Source organism: Blautia sp. MSJ-9, from assembly GCF_018919065.1.
In the GTDB taxonomy this organism is placed as follows: domain Bacteria; phylum Bacillota; class Clostridia; order Lachnospirales; family Lachnospiraceae; genus Blautia_A.
Genome location: NZ_JAHLQG010000003.1, coordinates 62,473 through 77,157, shown reverse-complemented (window position 1 = coordinate 77,157; position 14,685 = coordinate 62,473). Strand labels below are relative to the sequence as shown.

Below are 14,685 nucleotides of genomic sequence, written 5' to 3'. Positions count from 1 at the left end.
AAATGATGAGTAACAAAAATAAGAGCAGAATACGGTTATATGGAAGCCTTTTGCTGTGCAGTATTCTTTGTGTTGTATTTATGGCAGCCCCGGTCAGGGCAGCAGATTTATATGAAGATATTGATGCGGCAGAGACAACTAAGACAAATGTAACAGCGAAACCACAATCAGAGGTGGTTAAAGCGGCATGGTATGAAGATTCTTATCATATCACAGACAAAAATGGAAACCGGAGTGGCTATGGCTATGAGTATGAGCAGGCGGTTTCTGCCTATACCGGATGGGATTATGACTATGTCACCGGCAACTGGGAAGAACTGTTGAAAAAGCTGCAAAATGGCGAGATTGACCTGATGAGTTCTCTGTCTTATACGGATGAACGTGCAAAAACAATGCTCTTTTCCGATTTGCCTATGGGAGAAGAGAAATATTATCTGTATGCAGATCTGGCAAATTCAGATATTTCAGCATCAGATATTTCAAGCTTAAATGGCCAGTCTATTGCCATGATGGAGAACAGTGTGCAGACGACGCAGTTTTACGACTGGGAGAAAAAATATAATGTAAAAACAAAGCATGTATTTGTAAACAGTATGGACAGCGCGATGGAAATGTTTGCAAAACATGAAATCCAGGGAGTAATTTCTACAGAGACGTCTATCTGGGTAAATACAGGTCTGTCTGCTGTATTTACAACAGGCGGATCTGAGATTTACTATGGAATCAATAAAAATCGTCCTGATCTGAAAGAAAAACTTGACAGTGCCATGCGTGCTATGGAAAATGATAACCCTTTTTATTCCGATGATCTTTATAAACAGTATATTGCAACCCAGTCTGTTGCGGCCCTTTCCAGTGATGAGCAGGAGTGGTTGAAACAACATGGAGCAATTCAGGTAGGATATCTGAAAAATGATCCGGGTTTCAGTGCAGTTGATCCCAAAAGTGGTAAATTGATGGGTGTGGTTAATGATTATATTGAATACGCTTCGAAATGTTTTGAGCAGCCGCTGGAATTTAAGCTGGTTGGAATGGATTCTCAGGAAGCGTTGATACAGGCAGTGAGGGACAATAAAATTGATATGATTTTTCATGTCAATCAGAATCCCTATTATGCCGAAAAGAATGGCTTAGCATTATCCAATACTGTTTTATCAGTTCCCTTCGCAGCTGTGACTGCACAGAAGGCTTTTGACGAAAGTGCAGAAAATACGGTTGCTATCGCAAAAGAAAATTCCAAATATAAATGGTATGTTACTTATAATTATCCAAACTGGAATATTAAAGAATGTAATTCGATAAAAGATGCAGAGCAGGCAGTCCGTAATGGGAAGGCAGACTGTTTTATCGCCAGGTCCGGACAGGCAATGGATTATGTCAATGACAAAAAAATGCACAGCGTGTTTCTGACAAAAACGGCAAATACATCATTTGCAGTAGAAAAGGGAAATACAATCCTTATGTCGATCCTGAATAAGACTTTGAAATCCATCCAGACTTCAAAGCTGACAGGAGCAGTATCCATGTATGAAGATTCTTTAAAAAAAGTTACGTTTAGTGATTTTTTGAAGGATAATTTCCTGATGGTTATCATTATGTCTTTTCTGGTATTTATACTGATACTGGGAATGTTCATTCATTTGCTGAAAAAGGCAAAAGCTGCTGAGATGAAAGCAAGAGAATCCCAGATACAGGCAGAAAAAGCAAATGCTGCGAAGTCTGCGTTCCTTTTTAATATGTCCCACGATATCCGTACACCGATGAATGCCTTACTTGGGTATAACCAGCTGATGAAAAAAGAACTGACAGATCCGAAACTGCTTCATTATCAGAGGGCAATCGAAAACTCTGGAAATCTTTTGCTGGCAATTATCAATAACGTACTTGATATGGCCCGTATTGAAAGTGGCAGAGTGGAACTGGATGAAAGCTATGCCCGGATTGATCAGGCAATGGATGAGATAAAAAGTGTATTTGGACCGCAGGCTGACAAAAAAGGACTGAACCTTATATTTAAAATACAGGCGGAGCATCAGCATGTCCTGTGTGATATTACAAAAACAAAACAGATTCTGGTGAACCTGATCAGTAATGCAGTCAAATATACACCGGCAGGAGGAACCGTTACAGTCGTTGTACAGGAGCTTCCATGTGAACAGGAAAATTCTGTAAAGATTCAGATAGAGGTTCGTGATACAGGAATCGGAATGAGCAAAGAATTCCTTCCAACGCTGTTTGATTCCTTCTCAAGGGAGCGGAATACGACCGTTGGTAAAGTTGCAGGTACAGGGCTTGGGATGGCAATCGTAAAAAAATACGTGGATCTGATGGGCGGCAGCATAGACGTGAAAAGCGAACTGGGAAAAGGAACTGTGTTTACTCTTATCCTGACACAAAAAAAAGCGGATGAGAACTATTACAGGCAGAAATCAGAAAAAACAGATGCCGCTGATATGAAAATCGGTTTACGCGGAAAACATATTTTACTGGCAGAGGATAATGAACTGAATGCAGAAATTGCAATTGCAATACTTGAAGAAACAGGGCTTATCATTGACCGGGTGGAAGATGGCATACAGTGTGTAAACAGGATAGAGCAGATGCCGGCCGGAACTTATGACATGATTTTGATGGATATCCAGATGCCGAATATGGACGGCTATAAGGCGACCAAATGTATCAGATATTTACAGGATATAAAAAAGGCAGAGATCCCGATTATTGCCATGACAGCAAATGCTTTTGAGGAAGACAGAAAAAAGGCTTTTGATGCAGGTATGGATGGACATATAGCGAAACCTATTGATATTGAGAAATTGAGAGCGGTCATTCTTTCTGTATTGAATAAACAGGATAATAAAGATGAAAAGAATAAATAAAAAGATAGGAAAAAATAAGAACAAAAGAATATGTTTGAGCATTTTTGCAATTATTATGCTGCTTTTTGTATCAGCTTCTGTTTATGCGTCTGAAATAAAAAGTGATGGGAAAACAATTCAGGCAATGGAGGAAGAAAATAAAACGGTGAGAGTTGGATATTTCCCATATGCCAATTTTCAGGAAGGCGGTTATGGGGAACACAAGCAGGGAGCAGGATATGAGTATCTTCAGAAGATTTCTTATATAACCGGCTGGAAGTATGAATATGTCTATGCTCCATTTAAAGAGTGCCTGAATATGCTGGAAGATGGAGAAATAGATCTGCTTGGAAGTGTCAGTTATATACCGGAAAGAACAGAATCTATCGATTTTTCAACCTATGCCGAGGGAACAGAAAGATATTGGATCTATACCAGAGAAAATCATGCGAATCTTGCGGATGGTGATCTGAAGCAGATGAATGGCTGTCGTATCGGTGTTGCAGATGGAAGCTATCAGAAGGAACTTCTGGAAAAATGGCTGGACAGCAATCAGATCCAGGCAGAGGTTGTTATCTGTAAAGGCTATGATGAAATGATAGAAAAACTGGATGCAGATGAACTGGATGCACTTGTGGTCCCGGCACTGTCTGTCAACAGCGATTTTATTGCAATTGCTAATATCGGTGTAAGTGACTGTTATTTTGGTGTATCAAAATCCAGACCAGATCTGTTAAAGGAATTAAATTCTGCCCTGGAAGAAATCAACAATACTGAAACAGACTACAGCAGCAAGCTGTATGCCCGTTATGAAGGAAAAGCGGTCATAAATTATGCACTCAACAAGGAAGAAAAACAATGGCTGGATGCACATGAAAATACGATCCGTGTGGGATATCTAAAGGATAATCTTCCGTTTTGTGGTGAAGAAAATGGGAAACTGACAGGAATTTTAGGAACTGTTCTGGATACTGTTCAGGAAAAGTATAAGATCACGATCAAGGTGGTTCCCTGTTCCACGGGAGAACAGATGAATGAGGCATTGCAATCTGGTGAAATCGATATTGCCGGTCCTATCATTCAAGATCTATATACACAGGAACAGTTTCAGGTGGTTTTGACGGATGTAATCTTTGATATTACGCCAGTTATCATTTATAAAGGAAAAGAATACAGCAGCAGTCTCTCTACAATCGCAGCGACAGAGACCTCACTGTATTCTGAATTGATGGTGTCTCTTCTTTTTCCGGATGCAGAAATCAAACAATATGATACACAGGAAGAATGCCTGGAAGCAGTAGCAAATGGAAAAGCAGGGGCAACTGTTATTCCATCTTCAAAGATTAATCTTCTTAATGAAAGTCCACTGACCAAAAGCCTGTCATTTGCAGAAATGGCAAAACGGCAGGAATTAGCGATGTTTACGACGAGAGAAAACAGAAGGGCAGCCACCATTATCAATAAAGCAATCGAGCAGTCCTCTAATATTTTAAATGGCGTTGTCCTTGCACAGAATTCCGTTTCGGAAAAGAAAATGACCTTGCAGGATGTCCTTGCAGAGTATGCAGGTTTAGCGGTCGGAGTTTCATCTGTGATTATTTTTGTACTGCTTTTTCTGGTTTATTCCCTTTCCGTAAGCAGGAAAAAACAGATGGCAGCATTGAAAGAAGCACAGGATGCAAATGCGGCGAATATAGCGAAAACAACGTTTCTGAACCATATGTCCCATGATATCAGGACACCAATGAATGCAATTGTTGGATTTACAGATATTGCCATGAAGAGGAAGCCGGACAAAGAAGTAGAGAATTGTCTGAAAAAGATCAGGCAGAGTTCAGAATACCTGATGACACTGATTAACGATGTGCTGGATATCAGTCGTATTGAAAGTGGTAAACTGGAATATAAACCGGTACTGGTAGATCTCAGGGATATAATAAATACTGTTTTGTCGATTGCAAAAGGATATATGGAAAATCGTGACCTTAATTTTCATGTTTCAAGAGAAGAACTTGAAAATCCCTATGTGATGGCAGATGAACTCAGAATCAGGGAAGTATTGCTCAACATTATCAGCAATGCAGTCAAATTTACAAAAGACGGAGGTACCATTTCATTTGTTGCAGAAAACGCTCCGGGCAATGATGAGCATCATATAATCGTACGCTATCGTATATCGGATACCGGAATTGGTATGAGTGAAGAGTTCCAGACCAGAATATTTGATGAATTCAGTCAGGAAAATGATGGAGCAAGAACCAGTTATAAGGGAACCGGACTGGGAATGGCAATTGCCAAACAGTATGTAGATCTTATGGGTGGAAAAATTGAAGTCAGCAGCAGACAGGGCATTGGTTCAACATTTACTGTAGAAATCCCTCTGCTTATAGCAGAACATGTACTGACTGAGGAGAAAGAAAATTTAAGGAAAGATATTGATCTACATGGCTTGCATATTCTTTTGGCAGAAGACAATGATTTAAATGCAGAAATAGCAATAGCATTATTGGAAGAAAAAGGAATGATCGTAACCAGGGCTGCTGATGGGAAATCTGCCCTGACACAGCTTTGCAATACAGATCCTGGGACTTTTGACCTGATTTTGATGGATATTATGATGCCGGAAATGAATGGGTATGAAGCGGCAAAAGCTATAAGAAATCTGCCGGACCGCCCGGACGGAAAGAAAATACCTATTATTGCAATGACAGCAAATGCATTTGCAGAGGATGTACAGGCTGCTTTGAATGCCGGGATGGATGATCATGTGGCGAAGCCGGTTGATATGAGTATTTTAATATCCGTCATCACAAAATATATAGAACGATGAATCACTTGTTGAAAATAGATTGGAAAATTCATATGGAATTGCTATAGTATTCCGACGAGGCGTTTTACCGTAAGAACAATAATAAAAACCTGCTGACAAAAGTAAAAAATTTTTGTCAGCAGGATAAATATCTGTTACAACACCATCCGGAGCAAGCTGTACACTTTCAACAGAATCAGATATAAGATTTTCTGCAATCGTATCAAATTGATTGATCTCTCCATTTTCACTGATCAGAACCTGCTTCAGAGCATCTGTGATCGCAATTCCATTTGTAATTTCATTTTTAATACGTTCGCCGTAGGTTGATACATTTAATTGTGCGGTTGTGCGTCTTTGCCATTTTTCGTGAGTATCTGTTTTGTATACAATGAAACCAACAAGGCACATGCCCAGTAAAAAAACGATAAGAGGCACAAGATTTTTTTCTTCACCTGTTTTATCTCATTTTATATATCGGATATTTTTATGATGGAACATTATAGCACAGAAATGAAAAAACGGAATGAATTTTTTTAAAACATAGGTAAAATCGGACAGATATAAAAGTTTCCTAAGGTGAATCTCAGCAACGTAGCCAAAATTCATTCCAGATTGCCTGCGGCAATGGAATTTATTATTGACGTGTAAAAACATTCATGGTATTTTATTTTTGATAAAAATGGAAATTATTTAAAGGCAAACCTGTTGAAAGGCAGGGACGCAAAGCCAGAAGGGGCTAAAGTCAGCAAGTTTGACCAGGTCAGCCGGTTGCCACTGTTTCCATGTCATATATGGAAAAGATGTGAAAACGGAAGAGATTTTGATAACTTTTATACTATATAGATGTGTGATTTTAAAGAAATATAGTAGGGACACTGGCATATTTTGGCAGGTGTCCTTTTTATATGCCCAAAAGGGTACGAAAACTGACAGGTACAGGTTCTCTGTATACAGATAAAGGCAGGATGAAGAGAGGATTTTTATAAAATGAAAAATTATGAAGACAAAATATATTCTTTAGGTGAGACTGTAACGGGGCAGACACAGGCCATGTCACAGGCCGTACAGAAAACACTGGAAAATAATGGCGGGGTAGGTATAATGACAGGATCTTATGACCAAAACCTGTCTATTTTGTCTGTGGATAATCTGCTGTTGCATAGTACAGGATATACATTCGATACTTTCATGGAACAGACAAAAGGCTCATTGAGAAACTTCTTTTATGACGAGGAAGATATACTGGAGCGAGACCGTTTTTTGCAGCTTCACGGAACAGGGGAAGCACAGATCCTTGCAGCAGACGGTACAGTGAATAATGTACGGCTTTGTAAAGAGGATGCGACAGATGAGGCGGGCAGACAGATCTGGGTTATGTCCGTACAGGTCAACTGGGATCATGTAAATCTGGCACTGCTCAATGAGGCTATCTGTTCCGGCTTCTGGTATTTTGACTGTGACGAAAACAGTGAGATTGTGAATGCAAACTGGAGTCATGAATTCCGAAAAATGCTTGGCTATCATGACACTCTGGACTTTCCGAATAAACTGGAATCCTGGTCAGATCTTCTGCATCCACAAGATAAAGAAAGAGTAATGGTGCAGCTTCAGGCGGCAATTAAGGATAAGACGAACCAGATAAAATACCAGGTAGAGTATCGTATGAGAATGAAGGATAATCAATACCAGTGGTTTCGGGCATCGGCAGAAGTAATACGCCGTCTGGATGGTTCTGCCAGCAGGATTGCCGGGATTTTTATTAACATTGATGCGGAGAAAAAAGAAATCATGCAGGCACAAAAATCTGCTGCTTTCCACCGGGCTTTTACGAAAGCAGATCTGTGCGAGTATTATGTGAATCTGGAAGCGAATACTTTTGATACTTTTAAGGCTGAACCTTCCCTGATGACCGTCTTTGAACAGAGTCATACGTGGGATGAACTGATACGGCATTTTGTGGATTCCTATGTTGTGGAAACAGATAAGAAGTTGGTATCCGCTTTTTATAACCGTGATTATATTGCAGAAAGGCTGAAGGGTCTGGAAACAGAATTGGCTTTGGAGTGCCGTATCACTCTGAATGGAGAAGAGCGATGGGTTCGCAATGTGGTCATACGTGGAGAGATAGAGGATTCAGAATATGCCATGATTTTCTTGCGTGATATCACAGAGGCAAAGGTAGAGAGCGCACGGCATCTGCAGATGGCAGCGGATAATGCTTCCATGGAGCAGTTGATTCAGAGTATTGTGCGTCTGGTTGACCGCTTTGTTGTCTGTGATCTGGAAAATGACAAATATGAGTTTTACAACCTGAATGGACAGATGATATATAAACCTCTGGGCTTTTATCATGATTTTCAGATGCAGGTTCTTGAAAAATATAAGACACTGGAACCATTGGAAGCTATAGATATCCTGATAGCCCCGGATAATATTCGGAAAAAACTGAAAAGTGAAAATGATATTTATAAGTTTGAATATTGCAGCCTGGATGAAAAGACTTATAAAATCGCTTCTTATATTCCCTTGGAATGGAAGAATGGAAAACTGATAAAGGTATTGCTGGCATCCATGGACGTGACACAGGAGAAGAAAGCAGAGATTGAATCCCGTCAGGCACTGAAAGAGGCTTACCGTTCCGCAGAAAATGCAAATCGTGCAAAAACAGAATTCCTTTCCAATATGTCCCATGATATCAGGACACCGATGAATGCCATTGTCGGTCTGACGGCAATCGCAGGAGCAAATATTGAGAGTCAGGACAGAGTCATTGAATGTCTTGGCAAGATTACAGAATCAAGCCGCCATCTGCTGGGGCTGATCAATGAAGTGCTGGATATGGCGCGTATTGAAAGCGGAAAAATGACGCTGGCACAGGAAGATTTCAATCTGTCAGAGCTGGTGGATAATCTTATTACGCTTACGAAACCGGTGCTTGATGAACATAAACACAATTTTGATGTACATATCAATCACATTGAACATGAGGATGTCTGTGGTGACAGCCTGAGAATCCAGCAGGTATTTGTGAATCTGATGAGCAATGCAATCAAGTATACGCCAGATGGTGGGAATATTATTTTTTCCATAGAGGAAAAGCCAAATGGATTTTCAGAACTTGGATGCTATGAATTTACGATTGAAGATAATGGAATCGGTATGACGCCGGAATTCCAGAAAATCATGTTTGATCCTTTCAGCCGCGCAGATGACCACCGGACAACCAAGGTTCAGGGAACCGGTCTGGGAATGGCGATCAGCAGAAATATTGTGAACCTGATGAATGGCAATATTAAAGTGGACAGCACCTTACACAAGGGAACTAAAATTACAGTAACAATTTATCTGGAGCTTCAGGAAAAAGAAAAAGAACAGGACAGAGATTTGATGAATCTGCCGGTTCTGGTTGTGGATGATGATAGGACATGCTGTGAAAGTGCAGTTGCCACGCTGAAAGAAATCGGTATTACAGGCGAATGGGTCCTTTCCGGCAGAGAAGCCGTTGAGCGCTGTTATGCACGTCATGAGCTAAAAAATGATTACTTTGCTGTTATTTTAGACTGGAAAATGCCGGATATGGACGGAATTGAAACAGCCAGACAGATCCGGGAACGGATAGGGAAAGAGATTACCATTATTGTACTGACATCTTATGAATTCAGCGAGATCGAAGAAGAAGCAAAGGCTGCAGGCGTAGATGCTTTTATTGCAAAACCGCTGTTCCGTTCCCGGCTGACGGCAACACTGCGGCAGTTTACTTCAGGCAGAAAAGAAAAAACAGCAAGAAATTATCTGGATGATCTGTCAGAAGCAGATTATACAGGAAAAAGGATTCTGCTGGTTGAGGATAATGAGCTGAACAAAGAAATTGCTGTTGAAATTCTGCAGATGACAGGGGCAGAAGTAGAAACAGCGGAAAATGGAAAAATTGCAGTTGAAAAAGTGGAAGCTTCTCCGAAAGGTTTGTATGATCTTATTTTTATGGATATTCAAATGCCTGTCATGAATGGTTATGAGGCAACTGCAGCAATCAGGAGTCTTCCCGGTGAACAGGGAAAACTGCCGATTGTTGCCATGACTGCCAATGCTTTTGCCGAAGATGTACAGCTGGCAAAAAATACAGGCATGAATGGACATATTGCGAAACCGCTGGATATGAATAAACTGAATGATGTTCTGGAGAGCTGGCTGTAACTTATTCGTTACTGAGAACGGAGTGAACAGTAACACGAGGTGTACTTTATACTTCATAGCAGTAAATAATTGTAGACATGAAAGTATATGAAATGTATAATCTGTATCAGAAGTTTTGTTGACAGATTTATAGGCAGATCAGTCAAAAATCTGAGATGCTTATGAAAAAAGTTCCTGTAAAAGTTTTTTACGTGGAACTTTTTTTGCATCGTTTCGATGTTTATCCGAACCAGATAAGTCCTCTGTTTCAATTGGGGAAAGATGATCTGACACGCAGATTACGAAACAGTAATAAATGGAAAGGAACTGGATATGAGAAAAAATCGAAAGAATGACTCCCATACCCGCAGAAAAAGAATTTGTATTGCAGCATTTCTTCTGGCAGGCAGCCTTATATCGGGAGGATGTGGAATAAAGAAAGAAAAAACATCGGACAGTGAACTGCCGGAGATTGTTATAGGAATAGATTATTTTGAACCTTATAGCTATCAGACGAGTGATGGTGAGTATAAAGGTATTGATGTGGAACTTGCAGAGGAAGCCTTTCAGAGGCTGGGTTATCAGCCTGAATTTGAGAAGATCGTCTGGGAAGACAAAGAGAAACTTCTGTCAGATGGAACAATAGACTGTCTGTGGAGCTGCTATTCCATGAATGAAAGAGAAGACAAATATCAGTGGGCAGGACCGTATATGTACAGTCGTCAGATGGTGGTTGTAAGAGCCGAGAGTGAAATCCGGACACTTCAGGATCTGAAAGGGAAGAGGATTGCAGTTCAGGCGACTACAAAAGCAGAAGATCTCTTTCTTCATAATATAGAATCAGATCTTCCGCAGGCAGAACAGGTGAACTGTTTTTCTTCGCCGAATGAGCTTTATGCTGCACTTAGAAAAAATTATGCAGATGCGATTGCGGGACATGAGGCAATGCTTGGCAGTCTGATACAGGATGGAAAGGGCGCTTACCGTATGCTGGAGGAAAGTCCTTATAAATCAGAACTTGGAATTGCTTTCAAAAAAGGAACCCACGAAGAACTGGCAGAAGAGCTTACAGAAACGCTTACAGAGATGCAAAATGAAGGGATTACAGAAAAAATAGTTACAAAATACGGATTGGATGCGGACGGGATTCTGCCGGGAGGAGAAAGTAAATGAGCAGACAGATAAGAATGAAGATACCGCAGAAACAGAAGAAAAAGAGGGTCGACAGAAATGCATGTTTGCTTGTGTTTATCCTGATTTTTTTCGGAATCCTGACTTTTCTTTTGCTGACAGCGAGAGATAATAATAGGCTGAACAGTACTCTGGATGAGACCTTTGATTTTGTAAAAAACCGAATTGAAAGTTATGAGATTTATAACACCAATGATCAGGTGAAAAGCCTGATACGTCTTTTGGACAAAACAACAGAATTAAGCAGAGTCATAGAACAGGAAGGAAATCTCAGTACAGAAATGCTGGACGAATATGCCAGGGAACAGCGCCTGACAGGAATCCTCGTACTGGATCAGAAGCTGAAGGTGACAGAACAGAGTGCAAAAAATGGAGATACTATGCTGCTGTGGCAGAAGCTGATCAAAAGTGATTATGTACGTGATATTGCAGAGCATCCGGAAAAGACTTATACCACCCGTCTGAGAAATAAAGGAAAGATCTATGATTTTGCGGCAGTGGCAAGACAGGATGCAGCAGGTATCCTGATCACATATGCGCAGAAGGAGGAAGTAAATGAGCTTAACGGAGATCTGACGATGGCATCGTTATTTCCTGACTTTCCTTTTGAGATGAATGGAAGTGTTGTGATCTGTGATGATGATAAGGTTGTCAGTACAAACAGACAGGAGCTGACTGCCCGCTCTATAGAAGAAGCAAAAAGTCAGTATAAAAATAAATTTGAGGCAGGTGAGAATGGAATTGTCCATCTTCGTTCAGAGACAGGAAACTGGTTCGGACGTCGGGAGAAGATCAAAGACTACGATGCATATATCTTTTTCCCAGAAAGTCAGGTGTACATCACACGAAATATTATATGTGTGATTTATGTGCTGCTTGCACTGCTTCTTTTCTTACTTTACCGGGTGAGCAGGAGCAGAACAGAAAAGAGAAGCATCCTTCAGGATCAGAAAAGACTTCGGGTGATCAATGCACTGGGGCATGCATATTCCTCTATTTCTCTTGTGAATCTAAAAACAGAGGAGATCGAAATCGTAAAATCTTCAGGAAATATGAAGCCGGATCAGAAAGGGGATATACTTTCCAAAGCGCATCAGGAAGAACTTATAAGGCAGGTGATTGCAGAGCCATTTCAGGAGGCATATTGGAAATTTGTCGATATAAGTACGGTGGCAAAGCGTCTGGAAGAACGTGAAACGCTGAGTTTTACAGCCCGGACAGTGGATGAAAGATGGATGACAATGATCATTGTGCCACAGGGATATGATAAAGATGGGAAACTGTGTACAGTTCTGGTTGCGAATCGTGATGTGACAGAAGAAAAAGAACGTGAGATTGCGCAAGACAGGAATCTGAGAAATGCACTTGCGGCTGCGGAACATGCGAACAGGGCGAAGACTGTGTTTCTGAATAATATGTCTCATGATATCCGCACGCCGATGAATGCGGTCATTGGATTTACTGCGCTTGCGACAACACATATTGACAATAAGGAGCTTGTTCTGGATTATCTGAAAAAAATCCATATATCCGGTCAGCATCTGCTCAGCCTGATCAATGATGTGCTGGATATGAGCAGAATCGAGAACGGTTCTGTACGGATTGAATATACAGTTGTACACCTGCCGGATATCCTGCATGACTTAAAAACAATTATACAGGAATCTGTACATTCTAAACAGCAGGAGCTGTATATTGATACACAGGATGTACTCCATGAAGATATCATTACCGATAAACTGCGCCTGACGCAGGTGCTTCTGAATATCAGCAGTAATGCTGTGAAATTTACACCGGTCGGGGGTACGGTTAATATTCGCGTTTCTGAGAAACCATGCAGAAGAGACGGATATACAACAGTGGTATTCAGTGTGAAGGATAATGGAATTGGGATGTCGCCGGAATTCAGGGAGCAGGTGTTTGACTCATTTACAAGAGAACATACCGTTACGGAGAATGGAATAGGAGGAACCGGTCTCGGAATGGCAATCACCAAAAACATTGTGGATATGCTGGGCGGTACGATTCAGGTTGAAAGCGAAGTTGGAGGGGGAACGGAGTTTACGGTTATGCTTGAATGTAAAATATCAGGGACGACTGTGAAGGAGGAACCTGATTCGGAGCAAAGAAAGCTCCTTAAGAATGAGAAGCAGAAGCTCCGGGCGGAAATTCAGAGGTGTTATGAAGGGAAGAAAGTTCTTCTTGTAGAGGACAATGAGCTGAACCGTGAGATCGCAACAGCGATTATGGAAGAAATTGGTCTGGATGTGGATTGCGTTGAGGATGGTACAGATGCTGTGAATATCATGTCATCCGCAGAAGGCAGAAAATATGATCTGATCTTCATGGATATTCAGATGCCGAAGATGGATGGATATACCGCAACCCGGGAAATCCGTACGTTGAATGATCCGAAATGTGCCAATATACCAATCATTGCCATGACTGCCAATGCTTTTGAGGAAGATCGCAAAAAGGCAATCAAGGCGGGGATGAATGGCCATATTGCCAAACCGATCAGCGCAGATATAATTCTGGAAAATCTGGAGAGAATGCGCCAATGCTTTTGACGAAAACAGAAAATATTTTAATGAACCTGCTGAGAAAAGTTAAAAACTTTTCAGCAGGTTTTAATTTATTCGGAAAATTACATGCATACTGTCAGAAGTGCTAGTGTAAATATCTGAGCGTTCACGTATAATGTAGATAAACAAAAAACTTCTCACAAAATCAAGTACAAAAAGAGTCCGAGGAGTACATTAAAAAGAAAGGAGATGTTTGTATGGGTAAAAAAATGAGGTTGTGGGTGGCAGGAACAGTAGGAGTCTTAATGGCTGGCTTTATGAGCGTAAGTGTTTATGCCCTTGAAGAAAAGGATGTTATTGGAACCTGGTATGTAAATGAGCTTTCTATGGGCGAAGGTGTATCATTTCATCCGGGGGCAATGGGAATGGAAGTGACCGTGGACATTAAAGAAGACGGTAAAATGGAAACAACAAGTTCTGCTTATGGGGAAGAGCCTGAAGTAGATGAATCAGAGTGGAAAATAGAAAATGATAAAATTCTGATGACTCATAATGATCAGACAGAGGAATGTGAGTACAAGGACGGTAAGATAACCTTAACAGCAGATGGAACGACAATGATTCTGAGTCAGGAAAAGGAAGAGTATGAGCCTTATGTACCGGGCAAACCGGTAGAAAATCCAACTATGAAGGATTTTGAAGGAGAATGGAGCTGTACTCTGATGGAAGCATTTGGAATGCAGATGCCGGTTAATGCTGACTTTACAGGATTTGAAATGAGTATGTCTGTGGAAGACGGAAAGGCTGAAATTATCTTAATAGAGAGCGGAGAAGAGACAAAAGTAGAACTTCAGGGCGATGTGGAAGGAAACGCACTCGTATTAAAGGCTGTAACAGAGGATGAGGCAGGAACTATGTTTTTCAGTCTTGATAATATGAAGTTCAATTTACTGGATGATGGAAAACTGTGTTTCATAGCAGAGGACGATACAGAGGAATCTGATGACGGCGAAGAAGCAGACGATTCTGAAACAGGTGAAGATGATTTTTCCGTAAAGACATATTTTGAAAAAATAATTGTTACAGAATAAGGTAAAATACTGCCGCATCGGAATGGTGCGGCAGT

7 protein-coding genes and 1 riboswitch are annotated in these 14,685 nt (G+C 40.8%); of the genes, 6 read left to right on the top strand and 1 reads right to left on the bottom strand.

Annotated elements, in window-relative coordinates; all coding sequences use genetic code 11:
- Positions 1-2 precede the first annotated feature (2 nt).
- Positions 3-2,879, top strand: a complete 2,877-nt coding sequence (locus KQI87_RS00510) for an ATP-binding protein (RefSeq protein ID WP_253292285.1) — start codon at positions 3-5, stop codon at positions 2,877-2,879.
- Positions 2,863-5,688, top strand: coding sequence for an ATP-binding protein (locus tag KQI87_RS00505; protein ID WP_216458441.1), 2,826 nt, complete (start codon positions 2,863-2,865; stop codon positions 5,686-5,688). The genes KQI87_RS00510 and KQI87_RS00505 overlap by 17 nt, the downstream gene beginning before the upstream one ends.
- Here KQI87_RS00505 and KQI87_RS16430 read toward each other — a convergent pair.
- Positions 5,653-6,105: a hypothetical protein gene (locus KQI87_RS16430; RefSeq protein WP_253292283.1), complete on the bottom strand. Its 453-nt coding sequence runs from the start codon at positions 6,103-6,105 to the stop codon at positions 5,653-5,655. The two genes, KQI87_RS00505 and KQI87_RS16430, sit on opposite strands and share 36 nt — an antisense overlap.
- A 250-nt stretch (positions 6,106-6,355) precedes the next feature.
- Positions 6,356-6,446, top strand: a riboswitch (cyclic di-GMP riboswitch).
- A gap of 211 nt (positions 6,447-6,657) precedes the next feature.
- On the opposite strand from KQI87_RS16430, the gene KQI87_RS00495 reads away from it, so the two are divergent.
- From KQI87_RS00495 to KQI87_RS00480, 4 genes are all read left to right on the top strand, one after another.
- A complete protein-coding gene (locus KQI87_RS00495) occupies positions 6,658-9,864 on the top strand; it encodes a hybrid sensor histidine kinase/response regulator (RefSeq protein ID WP_216458440.1) in 3,207 nt (1,068 codons plus the stop codon).
- Between the two features lie 312 nt (positions 9,865-10,176).
- A complete protein-coding gene (locus tag KQI87_RS00490) occupies positions 10,177-11,016 on the top strand; it encodes a substrate-binding periplasmic protein (RefSeq protein WP_216458439.1) in 840 nt (279 codons plus the stop codon).
- Positions 11,013-13,604, top strand: coding sequence for a hybrid sensor histidine kinase/response regulator (locus KQI87_RS00485; RefSeq protein WP_216458438.1), 2,592 nt, complete (start codon positions 11,013-11,015; stop codon positions 13,602-13,604). The genes KQI87_RS00490 and KQI87_RS00485 overlap by 4 nt, the downstream gene beginning before the upstream one ends.
- Before the next feature lie 212 nt (positions 13,605-13,816).
- Positions 13,817-14,650, top strand: coding sequence for a hypothetical protein (locus KQI87_RS00480; protein ID WP_216458437.1), 834 nt, complete (start codon positions 13,817-13,819; stop codon positions 14,648-14,650).
- Positions 14,651-14,685: the final 35 nt, after the last annotated feature.

Excerpts from the sequence above, each read along its gene's own strand:
- KQI87_RS00510 (WP_253292285.1), top strand. The coding sequence starts at position 3 with ATGATGAGTAACAAAAATAAGAGCAGAATACGGTTATATGGAAGCCTT.
- KQI87_RS00505 (WP_216458441.1), top strand. The coding sequence starts at position 2,863 with ATGAAAAGAATAAATAAAAAGATAGGAAAAAATAAGAACAAAAGAATA.
- KQI87_RS00495 (WP_216458440.1), top strand. The coding sequence starts at position 6,658 with ATGAAAAATTATGAAGACAAAATATATTCTTTAGGTGAGACTGTAACG.
- KQI87_RS00490 (WP_216458439.1), top strand. The coding sequence starts at position 10,177 with ATGAGAAAAAATCGAAAGAATGACTCCCATACCCGCAGAAAAAGAATT.
- KQI87_RS00485 (WP_216458438.1), top strand. The coding sequence starts at position 11,013 with ATGAGCAGACAGATAAGAATGAAGATACCGCAGAAACAGAAGAAAAAG.
- KQI87_RS00480 (WP_216458437.1), top strand. The coding sequence starts at position 13,817 with ATGGGTAAAAAAATGAGGTTGTGGGTGGCAGGAACAGTAGGAGTCTTA.